A 24,108-nucleotide genomic window follows, 5' to 3' on the forward strand; every position below is an offset into this window, starting at 1 on the left:
CAGTTTATGGTTGAATAGTTCTTGTTTTTTTGGTGCCAGCAAAAATGTCTATACTTTTCACCCCCTGAATTAGAAAAGCATATCTTGATGACTGAGATAAAAATCCTTGGCCAAAAGGATATTCCTCCTTCCTTTTTGACCCATTTTTAAAGTTGATTACTGAATGCGTTTCGTGATCCGAAATCTTTATTGGCAATTCCTTTTTGGTGGTCTGTTGAAATAATTTCATAAAATCTCTGTTTTGACCTGCCACTATTGTGGGCTGTCCATTTACAATTAATGAAGCTAATGACCTACCACTGGCTGGAGTATAAAACCCACTTTGAGCAATCGACAAGGGAGTGAATTTGCCTTTCCCAAAATTCAATAATACCATTCCGTTTAAAGCATCTTGTCTTCCTAAATATGGTGACATGGCATATTCATTACCAGTAAAAATTAAATCAACCCAGCCATCGTTGTTGATATCTTTAGGCAAGATGCCGAATATCGGTGATAGCTGAACTTGTGCTGGTAATTCATGAATTTCAAAATTAAAATTTCCTTTATTCTCTATCCAAATCGATTTTAAGTAGTTGGCCGTTGCTTTATAAGCATCCTTCTGTTGTTCTGGTACTAATAAATGACTCATATCAGTTGTTGCATAAGTAGCATAGTTAGGAAATTTTTCTTTCATAATACTCATCTCCCTTAACAGCAAATCTCTTCCTGCTAAAGGAAATTCTTTTTTTGTACCTCCTGTTTTGTCTACTATCCAATGGCTAAATATTACGTCTAGACTAAAATTATTATCAAAATCTTTTGCATATACATTCAATGGCTCTTCATTAGTAGCATGCATAAAAGAATTGGTACCAAAATTTCCTGCAACATAATCTAGGTCTCCATCGTTATCCATATCAACAGAAACAATACTATTCCACCATCCTTTAAAAGTATCTAAAGGTGTTTTTTGTTTAACCAACTTTCTTCCATCATTTTTAAAAACATCAATACTCCCCCACTCTTTCGTTACCAATAAATCTATTTTTCCATCTGCATCAACATCAGACCATAGTGCTGCAGAAACCATTCCAATATTTACTAACTCTGGTGCTACTTTATTGGTTACATCAGTAAATTGAACTTTTCCTTTTTGCGAATTATTTTGATAGATAAAACTACTCGTTGGCATTGGATATCGGCCTGGTATTACTCTTCCTCCAATAAACAAATCGAGGTCTCCATCTAAATCATAATCTGCAGCAACAACGGCACTCTTCGTAGCTCGATTATTGGTAAAATCAGCAGCTAATTCAGAAAAATTTCCTTTCCCATCATTCAAATATAAATGGTCAACGTATGCTTTTGTTTGGGGTGGATTTTCTGCACCACCTGATACAATAAATAAATCCAAATCATTGTCTTTATCAACATCTATTATAATGATTCCAGCATCATCTTGCAACTGTGGGTTATTATTTCCTGGTAAAAATTTTCGAATGAATTTCCCTTTCGCTGTTTGAAAAAAAATGGATGCATGAAAAGGGGAGCCTCCCCCTGATACTATATCATCTAGCCCATCTCCATTTAAATCACCCGTTGCTAAAGATGGTCCATACTGTGTAAGCTTATGCAGCAAGAGTCTTTGAATATCGAAATCTATAAAATCTACTTCCGAAAAACCGTAGTTAATTCCTGCGTTTTGGGTAATATCTGTCAGGAACGATTCAATGTGAGTAGGCGGCTGTAATCCCCCCGTATCTACAGCAGATGAATACCCGATATTTAATTGTTGATTGGCTTGCAAATTGGTTTTTAGCGTAGACTTACCATTGGGCCATATTACTCTTACTGAGTCAATTAACGTTTGTTTTCCAACCCCAAAATGTATCACTTGTTCAACACTGGAAAGGTACCCACGATAGGGAGAATATTCCATTACTTGATGCTGACCTTTTGCATATAGATGTACCCATGCACCCAGTGCCATTTTATTTTGTGCTGTACCACTTAATGATACTCTTAAATAATTATCGTGCTCTTTTTGTTGCTGTTGCGTATTTTCTAATAAAGTAGCTGGCATATTGGTATTATTAATTACCAAATCCAAATCACCATCATTATCTAAATCTGCATAAGCCATTCCTGCTGAAAAACTAGGGCTATTAATCCCCCATTCTTTTGATTGATCATTAAAATGCAAATCGCCATTATTCTTAAATGCATAATTGCTGATTTTCACTTCTGGTAACTGTCTGAGCACTTCGTCTAAGGGTGCATTGGCTACTGCGTTTTGTCTATAAGCCATAAAGTCTTTATCAGACATGTCTTTGGGTAAACCATTGGTTACGAACAAGTCTTTAAATCCATCGTTGTCCATATCCATTAAAAGGGGAGCCCAACTCCAATCGGTATGAGCTACTCCGCTGAAATAAGCAATCTCACTAAATGCTGGTCTTGAAATAGTATCATATCCTTTTGGAAGAAATCCTTGATTCAGTTGCAATGTATTTCTTGGATACTGGTAGATATATCCATATCGATCACTATTTTGAAATGTTTGATAACTGATATCGGAGTGCATCATTTTTTGCCGATAATGATCGGCAGGCATCATATCTGTTTCAATAATATCTGCTAATCCATCATTGTTGATATCTGCAATGTCATTGCCCATTGCATTTTTACTGGTATGTTTAAAGTATTTCGCTGCTTGATCGGTAAATGTTCCATTTTGATTATTGATATAAAGCACATTATTAGATAAATAATCATTGCTTACATATATGTCTTTGAATCCATCTTGGTTAATATCTGCAATACTAATTCCCAAACCATGACCTTCTATTAAAATACCCGCCTGTACTGAAACATCTTTAAAAACTGGATGCCCCATGATTGAATCAAAATTATTTTGGAACAACTTATCTGTATTAGGCCAAGTCCCATCTTTTCTAATAGGCCTGAATTCATTGGGGTAGGTGCCATCTAAATCGTTAACTAAAAGATAGACGTCTAAATCTTGATCGTTGTCGTAATCAAAAAAAGCAGCCATATGGGTATTGGAAGCATCAGCTAATCCATATTCTACAGCTTGATCTTTGAACTCAGGAACACCTGTGGCTTTGCTTACGCCTTGATTAATATAAAGTATATTTTTTCTTTTATTACTGTCTGGCAAAACCGCAGCACAAACATAAATATCCATTAATCCATCATTATTGATATCAATGATACTGGCTCCTTTATTCCATTTACCATTTCCATCAACGCCTGCTTTTTGGGTAATATCTTCAAAAGTTAAATCGCCTTTATTTAAAAATAGTTTATTGGGCACTCGATTACCCGTAAAGTAAATATCGGGTAAACTATCGTTATTAAAATCTCCAATACCAACCCCACCACCATTGTAGATATATTCATAATTCAACACATTTAACTCTGGTGATTCGGATATGGTATTTGAAAAAATTAATCCAGATTTTTCTGGGTTAATTTCCATAAAGAGTGGACGTTTCTGATTACAAGACAAAAGAAATAAAATCAAAAAAACAAGGAAAACAGATGACTTCATACAGTGTTTTAATAATTGTGTCACTTAAAGTACTAAATTAGTTTAAGTTTTTGCCATTTAAAATAGGAATGAATAAACAATGTTCAACCATTTAATTCGTTTTTAATACCCCGAATTATCCCCCTTTTATGTTTAGTGCCAACCGTATTAAATACATTCATTTTATAGGATTTGTCATTGTATTAATTGGCTGTCTAAATTTGGTTGGATGGCAATTTGATATCACGATACTAAAGAGCTTCTCTAGTGAAATGACATCAATGAATCCGCTCACTGCCATTACTTTTATTGCAGCAGGTATTTGGTTATACTTTTTTAAAGAAAACAGCTTAAATACCCGAACCGTTGCTTTTGGAATATTTGTTTTATTAGTTGGTGTAATACACAGTTTATCAGACCAATTTTCTATTAAATTCATCAATTTAGATCATTTGTTGTTTCAAGAAAAACTAGATGCTAGTGATATTAATTCACATTTAGCAACTACTACTGCTTTTTTATTTATGCTTAGTGGCATAGTGATGATTAGCTCGCATACACAAAAAAAATGGATACTGAATTTTAGGCAGATGCTTAGCACTATTATTTTTACTATAGCCTATAGTTCAATCTTAGGATATATATATGGCAGAGATTCTGCTTATAGGTTAGAGGGGGTTCCCACGATTGCTTTAAGCACAGCAATTGTTTTTCTATTACTGAGTGTTTCCTTATTTCTATGTAATATTATGCATGGAATGCCTAAACTTTTCGCTTCAATATTAGAAGGCAGTGCATTACTAAGAAGGGTTTCTTTTTTTATACTAGTATTCCCTCCTTTTCTTGGCTATCTGAGAATTATTGGTGAAAGAAAAGGGATGTATAGTTCCGAGATTGGCATAGAATTACATACCATGATATTTACGCTAGTGATTTTTATTCTAGTTTATTTTTATGCCAACTTACTAAATAAGAAACAAAAAGCCAGCCTTGTTTTGGAGGCCCAATTAGTTGAAAGTGAAAAGAAATTTAGAAAACTGGTTGCGTCATTAAGAGAAGGTATAGCTAGTATTGATTATAAGGGTAAAGTTATTTACTGCAACCCGAGTTATTGCAAAATATTAGGATATACAGAATCTGAATTAGTTGGAAGTAATGTGATTGAAATGATTATTCCAATAGACAGGCGAGCGTATTTTTTAGATAAATTAACCAATAGAAGTAACGCCATACAAGAAGATTATCAAACTGAAGTTATAAGAAAAGATGGAGAAAAAATCACCATTGATATTAAATCGAATGCTTTGTTTAATGACCAAGGAGCTAGTGATGCATATGTTGTGAGCATAACAGATATTACAGATGAGATTAGAAAAATTGAAGACATTAAAGCATTTTCTTCCATTGCTGCACATGACTTAAACTCTCCTATCAATAAAATATTGACAGTTGTAGATTTAGTAGACCCTAATAGTTTAAACGAAGAAAATAAAGAGTTCTTAGAAATGGTTAAAACAACCATCGTAGGAATGAAAACCCTAACCCAAGATTTATTGTCTTTTTCAAGGCTAGGTACAAAAGCTTTGGAAAAAACAACAGTAAATATTCATGAAATTGTTCAAGAAGTTTGTAAACAACAAATTCCAGCTAATTTTAAAGGAAAATTATCTATTCAAGACCTTCCAGTGGCAAAAGCAAACGAAGGAGCAATTAAACAATTATTCAACAATTTGATTTCAAACGCTTTCAAGTACTCTTCTCGTAAAGAATTACCAGAGATTGAAATAGGTGCATATACAAAAGATGGACAAACATTCTACTTTGTAAAAGATAATGGCGTTGGCTTAAATGCTGAACAATTAAAAACCCTATTTACTCCATTTAAGCGTTATCACAGTAAATTTGAAGGAAACGGATTAGGCTTAGCAATAGTAAAAAGAATTATAGATAAACACGGTGGTAATATTTTTGCCGAATCAGATACAGACAAAGGCTTAACTTTTCATTTCACCCTTTCCCCCGACTAATTTCAAATTACATCCGTACCGTTTTGTATTGTTGCTATATAATAATCGAGTGGCAATCCCATTGCCTCTTCGTAAGCCGACTTTATGCTATTGATAAGCGTATTAATTTTATCAGATTGAACCAAATTGATTGTACAACCACCAAACCCTCCACCCATCATTCTTGCGCCAATTACTTCTTTACGTGCCCTTACAAAGTCTACTAAGTAATCCAATTCTTTACAACTTACTTCGTATTGTCTACTTAGTCCATCATGTGTTTTAAACATACAATCGCCTAATGCAATTATATTATCTTCTTGCAAAAATTGGCATGCCTGATTCAAGCGTTCCATTTCATCAACAACAAATCGACTCCGTTGATAAACTACATTATTAAATGGCAAAACATATTGATTGAGCATTTCAACAGTTGCATCTCTTAATGAAATTACTGCTGGATGATATGCTTGAATCATTTCTACCGCTTGTATACATTCTAATCGGCGAGTATTGTATTCAGAAGAAGCCAATGAATGTTTTACATTAGTATTTAATAATACTATTTTAATTCCATCTAGTTTAAATGGAACATATTCAAATTCAAGTGAACGGCAGTCTAATTTTATTACTTGATTTGTCTTACCCATCATAGAAGCAAATTGATCCATAATCCCACATATTACCCCTGCATATTCATGCTCTGCTTTCTGAGCCATAGTAACCATTTCTACTCGTTCAATATTGGTTTGCAGTAAATGATTCAATGCAAAAACAGTAGCACACTCAACAGCAGCAGAAGAAGATAATCCGGCACCTATAGGTACATCACTTGCTAATACTGCATTAAAACCAGGTAAAGAAATATTGCGTTTTAAAAACTGTGCTGCAGCACCTAATATATAATTGGGCCAACTTATATCGCCAATAGGTTTTAGCTCGTCAACTGTAGTAGAAAATGTTTCATTTAAATCTAAGGCAGTCAAATGAATTTCATTATCATTTCTTAAAGAAACCGCCAAATAAGCCGCTTTATCAATTGCTGCTGGCAAAACAAAACCATTATTATAATCTGCATGTTCGCCAATAATATTGACTCTTCCTGGAGACCTCACAATTACGGCAGGCTGAAGATTGTATTGATCAAAAAAAAAATTTTCTACTGTTGCTTTCATGGTTTACCAAAATTAAAAGGAATTCTAATTCCGAACACATCTAAATCCGGTATGTTCCAAACCTGTATCAGGGCTACTCTTCATTCTTCTTGCAACACGATATCCACTACAATATGAATCATTACATAGAAAGCTTCCGCCACGTAACACTCTTTTAGGGGTATAAGGGTCTTGTGGGTCATAGCTTTTATTAGGTCCTATGGGATTATAGCTGTTGGTTTTTTCAAGCGTCTTATAATAATCATGACCATACCAATCACTACACCATTCCCAAACATTTCCAGCCATGTCGAATAATCCAAAATTGTTACATGAAAACATTTTTACTGGGGCATATTTTAAATATCCATCTTTCTGCTCGTTGTAATATGGGAAAGTTCCTTCCCAACTATTTGTTTTAGGTTTTCCTTGATTAACTGGCTCGTTGCCCCAAGGATAAATCTGGTTGATCCGTCCACCCCTTGCTGCAAATTCCCACTCAGCTTCTGTAGGTAATCTTTTCCCAGCCCATTTACAATATGCCATTGCATCGTCCCAGCTTACATGAACTACGGGACAATTTTCTTTCCCTTTTATTGAACTGCCTGGCCCCTGTGGATGCTTCCAATTTGCCCCTGTAACCCAACTCCACCACTGACTATAATCGTTTAAGTTAACCGGCCCAGTACTTTGTTTAAACACTAAAGAAGCAGCAACTAATAAACTATCAGCTGGTTTAGGTGTACCTGGCGGTACTGATTTTTTTAATTCATTCCAATCAGGTTTACGCTCTGCTGTGGTTATATATTGAGTTGCATCCACAAATTGTTGAAACTGCGCATTGGTAACTTCCGTTATATCCATATAAAATGGCGCAATTGTTACTTTATGTTTGGGGAATTCATCTTCCGCAGATTGATCATTATCTCCTCCCATTTCAAAACTTCCACCAGGTATCAAAACCATATTTTCATAGGTACTATCACCTCCAAAAGCAATCGTTGAATCTGCAGAAGCGCTAAATCGTTGAGTCACTTGCATACAAGCATGAGCAGTGTCTTTTTGTGCTTCCACTTGTTGATTATTGTTGCGGTTGTTACAACTAAATAGCAACAACAAAATGCAAGAAATATATCCGCCCTCTTTTGTAAACATCCATTTTATTTTGTATTCCCTAGATCTTCAGCTAAGTTATACAATTATGGCGCTGATAAATTACCCAACTCAGTATTAGTGTATTTGTTTAATTACCTCTTTCCATATCACTGTTAATTATTGCGTCAAAATCCGACTGAGAAATAAATTGAGGTGTATACGAACCACCTGAATTTAAAATATTTTTATAAAAAGAGCGCATATGATTCCGACTTCCTTTATTTAAATTACCATAAACGAGTTTGATATCTTGGTTATCAATTTTTAATAGCGCCTTATTTAAATCAAAAATGTCTAAATCTTCAATTGTAGCTCCAACTTTAAATGCGTTGAGCAATGAAATATTACCAGTGGCAACTAATTGATTATATAAGTTTTGAAGTGTTACATTATTAAAAACACCTACCGCATTTGACCCCACAGGATCAGGTATAGCATACTTGTTTAACAAAATCAGCACCGCATCCATATGAGTTTGTTCACTTTTAGCAATATTTGTGAATGGATTTGCTCCCCACTTATTATATAAAGTGGTATAAACATCTCTTGCTAGTTTTTCTTCTTCGCGAATAAATGAAAGACTAGCTAACTCATCAGCATTTAAATCTTCTTTAGGTAACGCTGTAATTTGAGCTTGCAAAATTTCCTTGTTAATATCGCCATTGTTATTTGCATTAGAATCATTAACAGATTTGGTACATGAACTAAACACGACTATGCTTAATGCAAGCATAAAATATATTCCGATTGTATTAACTAGCTTTTTCATTGAGAAGTAATTTAATGATGATAATTTTTTACAACTCAAAGTTAGTTTTACTATAATCAACTTAAGGTAACATCTGTTACAAAGCACTCAATACTGCATCTTTGCAAATTCAGCTATTCCATCTCCAATTTCCCTCAAAATAATCTTAGTTTGAACTACAGCTCAACAAACTCTACAAATACACCTAATATGATATGCCATACTAAATAATGACCTAGTCTTACTGCTAATGAAGCTATAAAACCGTATTGCATATAACTCTTAAATTGCCAAGCATTCATTGCAATACCACTGACAGTAGCATAAATAATAAACCATAAGGCACCAGAACTATATAAAAATATACTGTAGGGAAATGGCTGCAAAAAAGGCGGCATTTCGGTATATGGTTCAGGATGTAAGATTATTTTTACAACAATCAAATCTAAAATTCCAAAAATCATCCCAACACCAAGTGTTGATACCCATCCATTCTTTTTTTTGTTAATTGTGTCTATAGAAGGCAATGATGCCTTTTCTTGCATCAAGAGTAGAGGAAGAATCGGCAATATCATTAGCAAGATATTTTTTATAAGCCATATTTTTTACAATTAAATTGACCCTCCAAAAATAGCTTTTGCAAGTAAACTACTATCAATTATCAATAGTCTTTTTTACTTTCATTTTTACCCCGCTCTCAATAAAGGAAACAGCAACAACTTCTTTTCTGTAATTCAGCTCAAATTCAATTGCAATCTCTACATCTTGATCTGAGATATAAAACTTATTTTCCGACTCTGGCACCAGTTCCATATCAGTTCCAAGTTGAAGATATAACTTGTTATTTTTATTAATAATATTCAGCGGAAAGGGAATTGATTTGCCTACAAATTTTCCTACATAACGCTTTAAAATAGATGGGTCTATTTTTATTGGAATATGCTTGTATGGGGGTATTACATTTTGATCAAAAAGTATTGCAGCAAGGCCCCGAGGAAGAAAATCTATATTTGTATTACGGTTTGTTAAGATAATGATACGTATACCATCTACTGGATAATGCATCAACAACGAAGTGAAACCAGTAAGAGAACCAGAATGAAATATTACACGGCGATTGAAAAAAGAATCCACAAAAACGCCATAACCATAACCCCGATCGCCGGCATTCGGTTGATTCATTTTACTCAAAGATTCTTTATTAATTATTTTACCCTTATATAACGCATCACACCATTTTGATAAATCGCCAACAGTTGAGAATAAGCCGCCAGCACTAAAGGCAGCATTAATGGCAATAATATCTTTAGGCTTCCATCCTTGTGGTGTTTTTATATACCCAGTTGAATGAAAAGGTATGATGGAATCTGCCCTATACAGATCTGTATTCATCATAGCTGCAGGGAGTAATAGATTTTTATAAATATAGTCTCTATAGGTTTCGCCACTTACCTGTTCTATGATGTATCCTAAAAGAACGTATCCAGAATTACTGTATCGCCAAAATGTTCCCGGTGAAAAATCAAATGGTTTGTTTTTGAATAGATTGATTATGGAATCTTTTAATTGTTTAATTGAAATATTTGGATTGAGTTCATCAAGCGCTGGATTTTCTAGGTAATTATATATTCCAGATGTATGGTTGAGCAGCATATGTATTGTAATACTATCACCTTTAGGATAACCTGGGAAAAACTTACTCACCTTATCATCCATTTGCAATTTACCCTGCTCTGCTAGTTTAAGAATAGCCACAGCTGTGAATTGTTTAGTTACAGAAGCAATTTGAAAACGGGTGTCTACAGTATTAGAAATTTTCCACTCCCTGTTCGCTTCGCCAAATGCTTTCTGATAAATTTCTTTACCATTTTTTGCAATAAATACGACCCCAGAAAAATCGTGCGCCATATTATAACCTTCCATGTATTTATCTAGAAGGGCTGTATAATTTTTTTGAGCCATTATAGACAATGGATAGATAATAATGAAGAGAAAGAAATAAAATGGTTTTTTGAGCATGATATAATTTTATCCTATTCAAAATTACCAATAGCAATAGTGAACAAAAACCACATAAATATGTGAATTTAAACTCTAAAGAGTATAAACGATTTTGCAGCATGATGAATAGTAAAGGGGTTATCCCGACTAAAGTCGGGATGATTTTTACTCACTCACTTCGTTCGTGAGCAAAAATCACTTCCCAATACAGAACTTACTAAAAATATAATCTAACTGGTCTTCGTGGGTAATGCTGCCTGTTATCGTTCCTAAATAATGCAAACACTGACGTATATCTAATGCCAATAAATCTCCAGGCAATCGATTATTTAATCCTTGTTCTACTTCATCCAATGATTGCATTAAGCCTACTAATGCTTCGTAATGTCTGGTATTGGTTACGATGGTAGACTCTGTATGAATATTTCCGTGAATAGTATTTTCAACTAATAATTTTTTAAGCGTTTCAATTTGTACATTCTTCTTCGCAGATATAAACATACTGTTTTTAAATGCAACAAACTGTGTCATTATTGCAGCAGTAGCAGTATCAGCTTTGTTTCCTACCAATATATAGTTGATATTTTCTTGCTCAAATTCATCTACAATTTGTTGTAACTCCTCGGCATTAATATTTAAGAGATCGTATAAATAAATAACTACTTGCGCTGCACGCATTTTTTCTTTGCTCTTACTTACGCCTATTTGCTCTATAGCATCATCGGTGTGTTCGCGTATGCCGGCGGTATCTATCAACCTAAATAAAACCCCATCAATATTTAATACTTCTTCAATGGTGTCTCTGGTAGTGCCCGCTATATCACTTACAATTGCCCTGTTCTCGTTCAAGAGCGTATTAAGCAAGGTTGATTTTCCTGCATTGGGTTTGCCTATGATTGCTACTTGCACTCCGTTTTTAATTACATTACCTAATTTAAACGAACCAATTAATGCTGCAGTAGCTTCTTTTAGTTGGGTTATTAAATTTTTAAATTGTGTTCTATCTGCAAACTCTACGTCTTCTTGCGAAAAATCTAATTCCAATTCTATTAATGCAGAAAAACTAATTAAGGCTTCGCGCAATGCACTCAAATCGGAAGAGAATCCTCCTCGCATAGTATGCAATGCTGCTTTTTTGCTGGCTTCTGTATTACTTGCAATTAAATCTGCAACAGCTTCGGCTTGCGCTAAATCCATTTTCCCTTTTAAAAAAGCTCTTTGGGTGAATTCTCCTGGCTTGGCTAACCTAACACCACGTTTTGCTATCGCTTGTAAAATTTGTTCTTGAATATATGGAGAACCATGACAGCTTATCTCTATCACATCTTCCCCAGTGTAAGATTTAGGCCCTCTGTATAAAGTGAGTACTACTTCGTCTAAAACCGTATCCCCATCTTTTAATAAACCTACATGAACAGTATGCGATGCTTGTACATACAAATCCTTTTTAGGAAACAATTGATTCATTACTTCAAATGTAGCAGGGCCGCTTATACGAATCACGGCTATTGCCCCAATTCCTGGCGCTGTAGCCATTGCTACTATGGTATCGTCCCAGCCTTGTAATTGCATCCTCATTACACAAAGGTAATGCTATTGAATTATTCTTCTGAAACCAGGAAAGTGATACTCTGTTTGTGTCTATAAATTACCTTATTCCCATTTTGTATTGCTGGCTTCCAATTAGGCCCTTTAGTAATTACCCTTATTGCTTCTGCCTTAGTTCCATATCCTGGGTCATTTTCAGCAACTACATCACTGATAGCGCCATTTTTATCTACTAAGAAAGAAACCACCACTGTATATTTTCCAGCAGGTGCACCATTCTCAATAGGCAAATCACTATTTAAATTTCTTTCCAGGTATTTTCTCCAACCATTAAGGCCGCCCGGAAATTCAGCAGGTATTTGCACTGCATAAAATATTTTATCGATGTCTTCTTCTTTTGCAATTGTAGAAACTCCTGCAATTGATTTTTCAACTGGAGGATTCACTAATTCATTGTTTTTTTCTCCCTCCTGATTAAAATTATTGATCTGCACATTTTCCATTTGATCAATAGGTTTTACTTCTTCCTCTGGCTTTACTTCATTATCCTTTACAATTTTGGGTGGAGTTACAGAAACTGTTTTAATCTTAACTGGTTCTTTTTTTATGGGTTTTACTATTTCTACTTTTTTATTTTCATCCTTGAATTTTTCTAATGAAATATCAACAACAGTTACTGAAACCGGGGCAGTTTTATTTTCGTTTGCCATTAAAATAACAGTAACAAATAAAGCGGCAATACTAAAAGAAACAATTATTGCTTTCTTTAATCTGCTATTGTAAGTTTTACGTAATTCATAAGCACCATAGCTTTTATTTTTCCCATCAAATAAAATATCGAGCCACTCGCTCTGAAGGATCTGATTTTTATCCATAGTATTATGTTTACTACTAGGACACAGCAATGCTGCATTTCCATAAAAAATCAAAAACCAAAATAGCATTTCAAAAAACAGCAATAAAAAAGCCCCGAGTCAAAAAGACTCGGGGCCATATTCAATAGTCATGTTGAATTATTCTTCAGATACCATGAATGTAATACTCTGCTTGTGACGATAGATTACGTTTCTACCATTCTGAACCGCAGGCTTCCATTTAGGCCCTCTGGCAATTACACGAACTGCTTCTGCTTTTGTGCCATAGCCTGGATCGTTCTCAGCAACTACATCACTGATTGCTCCATCTTTAGCTACAATAAAAGAAACCACAACTGTGTATTTTCCTGGAGGTGCACCATTTTCAACAGGTAAATCTCTATTCAAGTTACGCTCCAAATATTTAGTCCATGCTGGTATACCTCCAGGGAATTCCGCTGCAATTTGTACCACAGTAAATATCTTGTCGTAATCTTCTTCTTTTTTAGGGGCTTCAACCACACCAGTACCGGTTTCAACAGGGGGAGCAACTATACCTTCGTCTTTTGCACCTTCCTGATTAATGGTACCAATCTTGGTATCTTCCAATTTTTCTACCTCTTTAATTTCATCTTCTTCTTTCACTTCTTCATCCTTAACAATTTTAGGAGGAGTGAACTTAGTGATTTCCACTTTTGGAGGTTCTTGTTTGGGTGGTGGCGGTGGAGGTGGTGGCTCAGGCTTTTTTTCTTCCTGCTGCACGTTTTCCAACGACACGTCTTGTACGATTAACTCTTTACTCTCTTTGCCAACAGTATTAGCAAGTAGGTTACCCAAAACTGCTAATAAAAGGATGAGCACGGTTCCTACCAAAGCCTTGGTCATACGCTTATTATAGGATTTGCGCAACTCATAAGCTCCATACTCCTTGTTTCTGCCATCAAAGATGATGTCGAGAATATCGGCTGATTGAATTTTATTTACGTCCATTGTAAAAAATGTTATTTGTTAGTTGCTTGTTGATCTTAGTTAGATGCGCCAGCTCCTGCACTTCCGCTTGCATCAGATATTTTTACTAAAGCGGCTTCGCCTTCGGAAATATCAACCAATGCATACTTTTTAAGTACGTTAATAGCCATTTCATCTAACACATCCACTACATTCTTATAAGTACATTCAGCAGAAGGCTTAATGATAACCACCAAATCCTTTTCAGGAGTATTACGCTTCTTGTCAATCAAAATAGATCTGATTTCTTTGAAGTTGGATGATTTAAAATTAGACCCATTTACTTCCAATTGACCCTCATAATAAAAGACGTTGTTGTCTTTGCCTAATAGCAAAGTGATAACACCTGATTCTTTTGCTTTATTCTGGTCTTCGGGCTTATCAGCATCTTTTGGCAAAAAGAGTCTCATAGCCGTTGGTTGACTCATGGTTGTAGTGAAGATAAAAAACGTAATCAACAAGAAACCTAAGTCCACCATGGGTGTTAAGTCAACCCTGGTTGATAGTTTTTTTCCTTTCTTGACGCCGGGTCCTTTTTTGTGGCCACCGCCGCCCGAGGTATCCATTTCTGCCATCTTGGTAGAATTTAGTTTTCGTTATAAATTAGTTTCCTTTAATCTTCTACTTTTTCCCCTTTCTGGTTCAATTTCCAAAGATCAGTTCCTACTGGTGCTGCTTCTGGGCTGGTTACCATTTGAAACTTCAAGATATCGTTCTTCTTGAAAGCATCAATGATTGCTTTGAAAGCAGGATATTTAGCCATATTGTCCCCTTTTAAAAGGAATGCAGGCTCTTTCTCACCTAAATAAGCATCTTTAGTAAATCGCATCCAAGTAACCAACTCATTATTAGCCGTATCCAATACTGGAATACCGGGCAATTTATCGCCTTTACGCTGGTCTTCAGGTAAGGCAAGGAATGAAGCAAGGCTACCGAAAGGTGCTCCAAAAAACAGCGACTTTTTAAAAGCAGCAGTGTTTAGACCCAGGTTACGAGATGAATTTAGTGCATTAGCAATCGCTTCTTTTTTAGACTCGTCGTCCATTTCAAGAAACACTTTACCGTTTGCATCTAAGATTACCATCACATAATCCTTCTGGGGCGCCACTTTTGCAGCAACTGATTTTGGCGTAGTAACTGCAATTGCTTCAGCAGGCTTAAACTTGGTCGTTAAAATAAAGAACGACAACAAGAGAAAGGCCACATCGCACATTGCGGTCATATCGATGTTTGTACTCTTCCGAGGTAATTTGGCTCTACCCATTGTTTAGTTTTTTACTGTTTCACTTTTATTAAGATTCAAATCTTTACCAATTCCACAAATAATTTGAAATTATTTGTAGTTAGCAGCAAAGCTTTGAGTTAAAGTGAATCCAGACTCATCAATTCCGTAAGTGATACCATCAATACGAGTGGTGAACACGTTGTAGAAAATGATAGCTACAGCTGAAGTACCAATACCTAAAGCAGTGTTAAACAATGCCTCAGAAATACCTTTTGATAATTCACGTGCAGCATCACCACCACCTTCTTCTCCTAATGCAGAGAAAGACTTAATCATACCTAATACCGTTCCAAACAATCCTAATAGGGTTGCTACAGAAGCAATAGTAGATAAGAATACTAAGTTCTTTTCTAACATTGGTAATTCAAGTGCAGTTGCTTCTTCAATTTCTTTTTGAATGTTCAATACTTTTTGTTCAGTTTCTAACTCAGTATTGGTAATCATTTCTTTGTACTTCTTAAGACCTGCTTTCATTACATTACCTACAGATCCTTTTTGCTTATCGCAAGCAGCCAAAGCTTTGTCTACTTCTTTGTTAGCAAGGTGAAACTGTACACTACGAACAAACTCTGCATTGTTTGCAGTACCTGTTGCTTTAACTACAGTAAGCATACGCTCGATAACGAAAATCAACACAATGATGAAGTTACCAATCAAGATAGGTACAACGATACCACCTTCATACATTTTAGCTAATCCAGTTAAAGGTCCTTTGTGGTTAGGCCAGAAACCACCAGCCAAATCTGGATTGGTAAAATTACTGTTGGTTCCTAGTACAAATCTCCAAAGAATGTACCCTAATACAACTCCAGCAAATGGAGCAATCCAAGAAATAATGTTGCTGCTCTTCTTCGGTTGAGTAGAAGTTGCACTTTTCACTGCAGCGGTTGGTTTTGTTTCAGCCATGACTCAAATGGTTTTTGATTTTTTAAAAAAAATAACAAATGGTTTAAAAAATTACTTCACAATGCTAATGAAAATTATTCTGAATTATCAATTTGTTTGAAATTCTTCAAAACAATTTAAATCCGCATCGCAAAGGGGTTACAAATTAGGGATTTTATTTAAAGCAGCAAATTTGCGAACAATATTCTTTCTTTGTATTTTACCGATTTATTCTAAATATTCACCATTCATCCAATCCGTCTCCCTAATTGATTGTTGATAAGTCAACAGCCCTATCTTTATAGGCATTTTTTTAAACTATTCTAATTGCGACAATGAAAAAACTATTATTCTCAAGCACAGCGCTAATGCTTGCACTATCCGTGTTTGCACAACAGCGTCCTCAAACCCCTCCTCAAACACCAGGTACGGGTACTCAAATGCCTAATATGGGCAATTTGCCTAATATGCCAAACGCTCAAAGACAAGGGCCTAAAGCATATAAGGATGTAATTACTGCAAAAGCAATTTCAAAAACGGGCCTTTTTACCGTTCACAAAGTAGAAGACAAATACTATTTTGAAATTGCAGACTCCATTTTAGGTAGAGAAATTTTATCGGTTGTACGTTTTGCCAAAGTACCAGCAGGCGCAGGTTATGGTGGTGAAATTGCCAACCAACAAACTATTACTTTTGAAAGAGGGCCCAACAACAATGTATTCTTGCGTACGATTACTTTGATTAATCAAGCCCAAGAAAACCAAGACATTTATAAGGCAGTCACAAACTCTAATCTGAATGCTATTGCATCTGCATTTCCTATTGCCGCATTTGGAAAAGATTCAGCGAGTATTGTGATTGATGTCTCTGATTTCTTCAAAGGTGATAATCAGGCTGTAAGTATTAATCCAAATATCAAAAGAAGATATAGTTTAAGTGTTTTAGCACAAGATCGTTCATATGTTGCTAAAATAAGCACCTTCCCAATTAACACAGAAATAGTTACCGTTAAAACGTATCAGTCCTCTCCTGTTGCTGGCCCTAGTATTCCAGGTTTGCCACCAGCTGCAGGAATTGCTGCTGCAAGAGATGCAGGTGCTGTAACAATGGAAATCAATACTTCATTATTGCTTTTACCTAAAGTACCCATGCAACGTAGAATTGCTGACAAAAGAGTTGGATACTTCACCGACGATTTTGTACGCTATAGCGATTCACAACAAAAAGTAGAAGATGTACAATTTGCAGTTCGTTGGAGATTAGAGCCTAAAGATGGCGAGTGGGAAAAATGGAGAAGAGGTGAATTGGTTGAGCCTAAAAAACAAATTATCTATTATATAGATCCAGCAACACCAAAGCAATGGCGCTCTCACCTAATTGCAGGTATTAACGATTGGCAAGCAGCTTTTGAAAAAGCAGGATTTAAAAATGCAATTGTTGGAAAAGAATGGCCAGTAAACGACACTACTATGAGCATGGAAGACGCACGTTTTTCTGTAGTTCGTTATTTTGCTTCTGATATTGCCAATGCATACGGACCAAATGTGCACGATCCAAGAAGTGGAGAAATATTAGAGAGTCATATTGGTTGGTACCACAACGTAATGAAGTTGGTTCATGACTGGTATATGTTGCAAGCCGGACCAAATGATCCAGGTGCTCGTAGTATGAAATATGATGACCAATTAATGGGCGATTTAATTCGTTTTGTTTCTTCACATGAAGTAGGTCATACATTAGGACTTCGTCATAATATGGGAAGCAGTAGCCAAACTCCAGTTGAAAAATTAAGAGATAAGCAGTGGGTTGAAGCAAATGGACACACAGCTTCTATAATGGATTACGCACGTTTTAACTACGTTGCACAGCCAGAAGACAATATCAGTAGAAAAGGATTATATCCAAGAATTGGTGATTACGATAAATGGGCAATGAAATGGGGGTATGGTTATATTCCTGGTAACACTGAAGAAGAAACAAAATTGAACAGCAATAAAATGGTTACTGCTGCTTTAAAAGAAAATCCTCGTCATTGGTTTGGTACCTACGAAAGTGGTAATAGAGTTGACCCTAGAAGTCAAAGCGAAGACTTAAGTGACAATTCAGTAAAAGCCAGTGAATATGGTGTAATGAATTTAAAGCGCGTAATGAAAGGTTTGCCAGAATGGACCAAGGAAGAAGGCGACCAATACAATAATTTGGCTACCATGTATGGCCAAACATTAGGTCAGTTTAACAGATATATTGGTCATGTAAGTACCAATATTGGTGGTGTTTATGAAACATTTAAAACAGTAGAGCAAAATGAAGCTGTTTATGAAATAGTTCCTAAAACTCGTCAAAAAGAAGCGGTTGGATTTATCAATAAAAATGTATTTGAAACACCAACATGGTTAGTAGATCGTGCCATGTGGAATAAGTTTAATAATCCTATTAGCGCAGATCCTATCATGAGTCTTCAGGAAAGAACAGTAAATAGCATTGTAAGTACAGATCGTTTAGGCCGCTTGCAATTGAGCGCTGAACGTTTTGGTGATGATAAAGCTTATACTGCAATGGAATTATTGAACGATGTTCAAGGAACTATCTTTAATGAGTTAAGCAGTAAAAAAGCAATTGACACTTATAAGAGAATGTTGCAAAGAGCATATGTAGATCGTTTAACTTCTATCATTAATCCTGCTCCTACAACTGGTGGTGGAATCACCATTAGTTTTGGTGGTGCTAGTGCAGGTATTGATGCAAAGAAATCAGACGTAACTGCAATTGTACGTGCTCAATTAATTGGACTTCGTAGTAAATTAAATAGTGCTTCTGCAACCGCAGCAGACAAAATGAGTAAAATTCACTTAGCAGATTTAGCTGAAAGAATCAAAGTTGCATTAGACCCTAAATAAAGTCTTTTGACACTAAATATAGCCCACAGGTATAACTGCCTGTGGGTTTTTTGTTGTGTTTAATGAGCAAAAAAAGCGGATGCCTCAAGTAAATTGTATCTTTGTATTATGAAAAAGATATTGTTTTTATTGCTTTTAGTTTTGGTTGGTTTTGTAGCGAAAGCACAACAACAAATGGTTTGGGGTTATTTAAGAGATAGCGTTAGCAATGAGCCAATTGAATTAGCGAGTGTTACCAATACCAATAAAAAGAAAACGGTTGTAACTAATAATAAAGGGCTATTTAAAATTGAAATAAGTAAGAATGATATCCTATCCATTTCTGCTGTAGGTTATCACTATGATACTGTTTTATATAGTGGGTTGATTGCAGCTTCCGATACATTAGCATTGTTTTTGGTTCCCATCAGTCGTAACCTGAACAATGTAACAGTTCAAAACTCTGGTGTTAGTCAGTATAGTTTAGACAGTTTAGAAAGAATAGCAGACTTTAAAGAATCAATGATTAGTCCTCCTGTTAAAGCGGTTGAATTGTCCAATTCTGGCGCAGGATTTGGTATTAGTTTAAATAGACTTTCTAGCAGAGAAAAAAGCAAAAGAAAAGCCACTGAGTTATTTAACAATAGCGAAAAAGAAGCATACATCAATTATCGTTTTTCAGCATCAATCGTAACCAAATACAGTGGTTTAAAAAATGAGGCTTTACAAAAATTTGTACAACGTCATAGACCAACTTATGAATGGTTAAGAAAACATCCTAAAGAAGAAGATCTCAAATATTATATCAACGATAAATTGAAAGAAGACAAAAAAAGCAACAATTAATTGGCTTCATTTACTCATATCGTAGCGCTACAATTGGATTCAGTTTAGCCGCTTTCATTGCAGGGTAAATACCTGCAGCCAAACCAACTACTGAGCAGATAACTATTCCAATAAACACCCATGTCCAAGGAACAACAAAGCCTGTATCTAATATAATCCCAAATATATTACCTACTAGTATTCCAAGAATAATTCCGAAAATGGCACCTAACAAACTAATAATCATACTTTCAAACAAAAACTGCTGACGAACATATTTGCTTTTGCCGCCAATCGCTTTAATTAAACCAACTTCCTTGGTTCGCTCATTTACAGCCACTAACATAATATTCATTAACCCAATTGCGGCACCAATTAAAGTGATTAAACCAATGGCACTTGCTGCACCAGTAATACTGCTTAAAAAGCCAATAAACATTTCAGCAAACTTGTCGCTTTTTTCAATAACGAAATTGACTTCTTCTGTGGGTTGAAGTTTTCTGATTGCTCTAAACACAGATGTAGCTTCGTCAGTTGCAACAGGAATAACATTTATATCGGTTACATTGATGCCAATTAAATAAGTAGGTCCAATATTGGCATACCGTCTAACATTTGTATAAGAAGTTACAATCACATCATCTTGACGAAGCATAGAGCTAGACCCCTTGCTTTTAAGTAACCCTACCACTCTATAAGGTGTACTCCCTACTTTAATTATTTTATCTAAAGACCTTTCAGCTCTTTCACCAAACAAACGTGTAGCCACATTGCTTCCGATTAAACAAACGTTTCTACCGCTTTGTACGTCTAGGTTATTTAAATTTCTCCCTTGTTGAATAGTATACCCATTCACCAACAAATAGTTTTCATCGCCACCCCAAACCAATATCTGCGGATTTGTTTTACGGTCTTCATATCTTAATTCTTGACCGCCGGGCCCTCTGCGATAAATACTTACCAATGCACCCGGAAAATTATAATTGGCTTTAAAACGCTCCACTTCTTCTAATCGAAGCGGTTTATTCAGATTAGATTTCTTCTCTTTTAAACCTCGTTTGGTTTTTTTCACTTCATCACTATTGGGTCCCATTCTGGCTCTAGTATCCTTAAAGCGAATACTGAAGGAGTTGGCACCCATAGATGAAAAGCTCTCTTTCAAACTTTGATTCATCGCTTCAATGGCAGTAATAATTCCTATTAATGCCATAATACCAAAAGCTATAATTGCTATTGTAATACCCGCACGAAGCTTATTGCTTTTTACCGTACGCCAAGCCAAAGTGAATGAGTCAAAAGCTGTCATAAATTAAAGGTACAGCGTATTGATTAAACCCTTTACAGTTAACAGTCTAATTATGAAGAGTGGTTAAAAATAGAAGCAATTGAGCACTATTGAAGGAAGAACGCCAACTAATACAATGGCAGCAGCCACCAATAATAGCCCAAATTTGAATCCACCCGTAATTTCACTTGTTTCTGGTTGGCCTTCTTTAAAGTACATTGCTTGAATCACTTTGAAATAATAATAAGCACTTACTGCTGCAAATAATACTGCAACAATAACCATCCACAATGGTCCGCCAGCTTTAACTACAGAAGCCAACATATAATATTTGGCAAAAAAGCCAGCAGTTAATGGAATACCGGCCAACGACAATAAACAGATAGTAGCAACAAATGCTAAAACTGGTTGAGTGGTGCCTAGGCCGTTAAACCCGTCAAAAGTGTAATCTTTCACTTTCATTAAAATCGCAAAGAACCCAATGGTGGCTAAACTATAAGCAACTGTGTATAATAGAATCCCTTCTGTTCCTAAGTCATTATTGCTATACAATGCAAATAACATAAACCCTACTTGAGCAATACTAGAATAGGCCAGCATTCTTTTGATACTGCGTTGAAAAACGGCGGTGATATTTCCTGCTAATAACGTAGCAACAATTACAAACGAGAGCAGTATATTCCAAGTAGGTCCTAATAAGCTTGAATTCGAAGCAAATAATTTAATAAAAGCAAAAAAACCAGCAGCTTTCACAATGGTGGCCATAAAGGAAGTGAAAACACTTGGTGCTCCATCATATACATCGGGGGTCCAAAAATGAAATGGTGCAGCCGAAACTTTAAAACACATTGCTGCAAACAATAATAGCAATCCAGCTACTTGTAAAAAAGCAGGACCCTGAACGCCAGACGATGGCGGTAAAGCACCCGTTCCCACGCTTGCCATTCCAAAAGTTCCTGTAGCGCCATACAACAATGCAATCCCCATTAACATTATGCCTGTTGTAAATGAGCCCATTAAAAAATATTTAAGAGAAGCTTCATTACTTTTAAGATTGTGTTTATCTGCTCCTGTTAAAATGTACAATGGAATAGATAAAATTTCAATTCCTAAGAACAACATCAACATACCATTATAAGAGGTAAGTATTGCAGTTCCGCATAAAACAAAGAAAATAAGCGCATAAAAATCAGCTGTCTTATTGCTGATTTTTTCTATTTCAGATCCACTTAATAAAACAAAAATGAGGGTTGCTGCAATCATTAATGTGTTAAAGAACAAACCCAATTTATTAAAATGCAATAAGTCTTTGGTATCTATTTGGATAGAAAACAAGCCATAGCTATTTAATAAATTAACAGTTAATAAAACAATTAATGAAATAATTGCGGTTAAAGTAATGACCGGTTTTTTATCGGTAAAAATGCCTGTAAACATCATTACCACACCTAGAATTGCTGAAAATATAATTGCGTTCATAACTACTAAATCGGTCTTTTACTTTTTTACAAATAATGCTGAAACACTGTCGCCAGTTAAATTCAGCAATGGTTGTGGGAATACGCCAAAAACTAGCACCAGCAAAGTAATTATCACCAATGCTAATTTAACATTCAAAGGAATATCTGTTGCTTTTTCTGTAATTACATTTAACGCTCCATAAATCACACGCTGTACCATATTCAATGTGTACACAGCAGCCAAAATAATACTAATTCCCGCAATAGCAGCCATTACCATATTGTATTGGAACAAACCGTTGAACATCAAGAACTCTCCAATAAATGCATTCGTGAGTGGTAAAGCCACATTTGCCAAAGCCATGATTACCAATAAAATAGCCATAACAGGTGCTTTTTGTGCCAAGCCACCCAGTTGACTCATATTTCTTGTGCCTAATTGCTTTTCAATTAAATCTGCAATAATCCAAAGCCCTATCACATTTACACCGTGACTAAACATTTGAATCATTACTCCATCCATTGCTGTTTGATTATTGGTAAACATTGCTGCACTCATTAAACCAATATGTGCAATAGAAGAATAGGCAATCATGCGCTTAATATCGTCTTGACGGATGGCAATTAATGAAGCGTAAATCATACCAATAATCGAAAGTATAATTACCAAATTGGCAGATTGAGCTGCAGCATTAGGGAACATTGGGAGTATCCATCTTATAACTGCAAATACCCCCATTTTAACCATTATACCACTCATTACCATTGTAGTAGCTGTAGGCGATTGCTCATAAGCATCTGGCTGCCAAGTATGAAAAGGAAAGATGGGCATCTTTATGGCAAATGCAATAAAGAATAACCAGAACATTATTGTTTCTTGTTGAGCAGATAGTTTAACTGCGTAAAAACTCTGCAATGAAAATGATTGATCAGCAGTGTTAAAGTACATGAATAACAAGCCAATCAACATTAAAAGTGATCCTATAAATGTGTACACAAAGAATTTGAATGTAACTGCAATTCTTTTTTCTCCACCCCATATAGAACACAGAAAGTATACTGGAATTAATGCTAACTCCCAGAAAAAATAAAATAATAATGCATCAGACGCTAGAAATACACCCATTAATCCAGCTTGAGACAACAACATCAATCCATAAAAAGAGGCTGCGTTTTTATACTCATTATTGTAAACTGCAGTAAAAATTAAAGGAAAGGAAACGGCTGTTAACAAGCTCAGCATTTTAGCCATACCGTCTGCTTTCAACGTAATTCTACTTCCTAAATTATTTAACCAAGCTGCGTCGTATCCTATTTCTCCTGGTGTAAATACGGCAACCAATGCAATTGCTAAAGTTGCGATTGATGCCAATAAAGCAAACGTTTTAGCCGAATTCCCTTGCTTTAGTAAAAATGCAATTAAGCCGGCTACCAGAGGTGTTAATATGAGTAATAAAGTAATCATTATTGCTAGCTACTTGAT

The 24,108-nt window shown here is 35.5% G+C and carries 18 protein-coding genes; 3 read left to right on the forward strand and 15 right to left on the reverse strand.

What is annotated here, in order from left to right:
* Positions 1–4: 4 nt before the first annotated feature.
* Positions 5–3,484, reverse strand: coding sequence for a VCBS repeat-containing protein (locus Q8S25_RS00495; protein WP_305533796.1), 3,480 nt, complete (start codon positions 3,482–3,484; stop codon positions 5–7).
* A 200-nt stretch (positions 3,485–3,684) separates the two neighbouring features.
* Here Q8S25_RS00495 and Q8S25_RS00500 point away from each other — a divergent pair, with 200 nt between their 5' ends.
* The gene (locus tag Q8S25_RS00500; protein WP_305533798.1) at positions 3,685–5,562 is read left to right on the forward strand and encodes an ATP-binding protein; all 1,878 of its coding nucleotides are present in this window, start codon (positions 3,685–3,687) and stop codon (positions 5,560–5,562) included.
* 2 nt (positions 5,563–5,564) lie between these two features.
* On the opposite strand, the gene galK is transcribed toward Q8S25_RS00500, so the two are convergent.
* The 11 genes from galK to Q8S25_RS00555 all read right to left on the reverse strand — a co-directional run bounded on the left by galK (position 5,565) and on the right by Q8S25_RS00555 (position 16,200).
* Positions 5,565–6,716 carry a galactokinase gene (galK, locus tag Q8S25_RS00505; RefSeq protein WP_305533800.1) on the reverse strand — a complete coding sequence of 384 codons (1,152 nt, stop codon included), beginning with the start codon at positions 6,714–6,716 and terminating at the stop codon, positions 5,565–5,567.
* Between the two features lie 24 nt (positions 6,717–6,740).
* Positions 6,741–7,850, reverse strand: coding sequence for a formylglycine-generating enzyme family protein (locus tag Q8S25_RS00510; RefSeq protein WP_305533802.1), 1,110 nt, complete (start codon positions 7,848–7,850; stop codon positions 6,741–6,743).
* A gap of 88 nt (positions 7,851–7,938) precedes the next feature.
* Positions 7,939–8,619, reverse strand: a complete 681-nt coding sequence (locus tag Q8S25_RS00515; RefSeq protein ID WP_305533804.1) for a DUF2202 domain-containing protein — start codon at positions 8,617–8,619, stop codon at positions 7,939–7,941.
* A gap of 155 nt (positions 8,620–8,774) precedes the next feature.
* On the reverse strand, positions 8,775–9,173 hold the full coding sequence (locus tag Q8S25_RS00520) for a hypothetical protein (RefSeq protein WP_305533806.1): 399 nt from the start codon (positions 9,171–9,173) through the stop codon (positions 8,775–8,777).
* Between the two features lie 79 nt (positions 9,174–9,252).
* Positions 9,253–10,617, reverse strand: coding sequence for a serine hydrolase (locus Q8S25_RS00525; protein WP_305533808.1), 1,365 nt, complete (start codon positions 10,615–10,617; stop codon positions 9,253–9,255).
* A 177-nt stretch (positions 10,618–10,794) separates the two neighbouring features.
* On the reverse strand, positions 10,795–12,177 hold the full coding sequence (gene mnmE, locus Q8S25_RS00530) for a tRNA uridine-5-carboxymethylaminomethyl(34) synthesis GTPase MnmE (RefSeq protein WP_305533810.1): 1,383 nt from the start codon (positions 12,175–12,177) through the stop codon (positions 10,795–10,797).
* 23 nt (positions 12,178–12,200) lie between these two features.
* Positions 12,201–13,022, reverse strand: a complete 822-nt coding sequence (locus tag Q8S25_RS00535; RefSeq protein ID WP_305533812.1) for an energy transducer TonB — start codon at positions 13,020–13,022, stop codon at positions 12,201–12,203.
* 138 nt (positions 13,023–13,160) lie between these two features.
* Positions 13,161–13,991, reverse strand: a complete 831-nt coding sequence (locus Q8S25_RS00540; RefSeq protein ID WP_305533814.1) for an energy transducer TonB — start codon at positions 13,989–13,991, stop codon at positions 13,161–13,163.
* A 35-nt stretch (positions 13,992–14,026) separates the two neighbouring features.
* Positions 14,027–14,584, reverse strand: a complete 558-nt coding sequence (locus Q8S25_RS00545; RefSeq protein WP_305533816.1) for a biopolymer transporter ExbD — start codon at positions 14,582–14,584, stop codon at positions 14,027–14,029.
* Positions 14,585–14,622: 38 nt separating this feature from the next.
* The gene (locus Q8S25_RS00550) at positions 14,623–15,273 is read right to left on the reverse strand and encodes a biopolymer transporter ExbD (protein ID WP_305533818.1); all 651 of its coding nucleotides are present in this window, start codon (positions 15,271–15,273) and stop codon (positions 14,623–14,625) included.
* A 69-nt stretch (positions 15,274–15,342) separates the two neighbouring features.
* Positions 15,343–16,200: a MotA/TolQ/ExbB proton channel family protein gene (locus Q8S25_RS00555; protein ID WP_305533820.1), complete on the reverse strand. Its 858-nt coding sequence runs from the start codon at positions 16,198–16,200 to the stop codon at positions 15,343–15,345.
* A gap of 314 nt (positions 16,201–16,514) precedes the next feature.
* Here Q8S25_RS00555 and Q8S25_RS00560 point away from each other — a divergent pair, with 314 nt between their 5' ends.
* Together Q8S25_RS00560 and Q8S25_RS00565 are read left to right on the forward strand one after the other, a co-directional pair.
* On the forward strand, positions 16,515–19,076 hold the full coding sequence (locus Q8S25_RS00560) for a zinc-dependent metalloprotease (RefSeq protein WP_305533822.1): 2,562 nt from the start codon (positions 16,515–16,517) through the stop codon (positions 19,074–19,076).
* A gap of 108 nt (positions 19,077–19,184) precedes the next feature.
* Complete coding sequence (locus Q8S25_RS00565; protein WP_305533824.1) at positions 19,185–19,901, forward strand: carboxypeptidase-like regulatory domain-containing protein; 717 nt, start codon at positions 19,185–19,187, stop codon at positions 19,899–19,901.
* Between the two features lie 10 nt (positions 19,902–19,911).
* Here the strand turns inward: Q8S25_RS00565 and Q8S25_RS00570 are convergent, their stop codons facing one another.
* The 3 genes from Q8S25_RS00570 to Q8S25_RS00580 form a co-directional block, all read right to left on the reverse strand.
* Entirely contained in the window at positions 19,912–21,186 is a 1,275-nt protein-coding gene (locus Q8S25_RS00570; protein WP_305533826.1) for an ABC transporter permease, read from the reverse strand.
* A 63-nt stretch (positions 21,187–21,249) separates the two neighbouring features.
* Positions 21,250–22,644, reverse strand: a complete 1,395-nt coding sequence (locus Q8S25_RS00575) for an NADH-quinone oxidoreductase subunit N (protein ID WP_305533828.1) — start codon at positions 22,642–22,644, stop codon at positions 21,250–21,252.
* Between the two features lie 18 nt (positions 22,645–22,662).
* Entirely contained in the window at positions 22,663–24,090 is a 1,428-nt protein-coding gene (locus Q8S25_RS00580; protein ID WP_305533830.1) for a NuoM family protein, read from the reverse strand.
* Positions 24,091–24,108: the final 18 nt, after the last annotated feature.

Source organism: Sediminibacterium sp. (assembly GCF_030695065.1).
Taxonomy (GTDB): domain Bacteria; phylum Bacteroidota; class Bacteroidia; order Chitinophagales; family Chitinophagaceae; genus Sediminibacterium.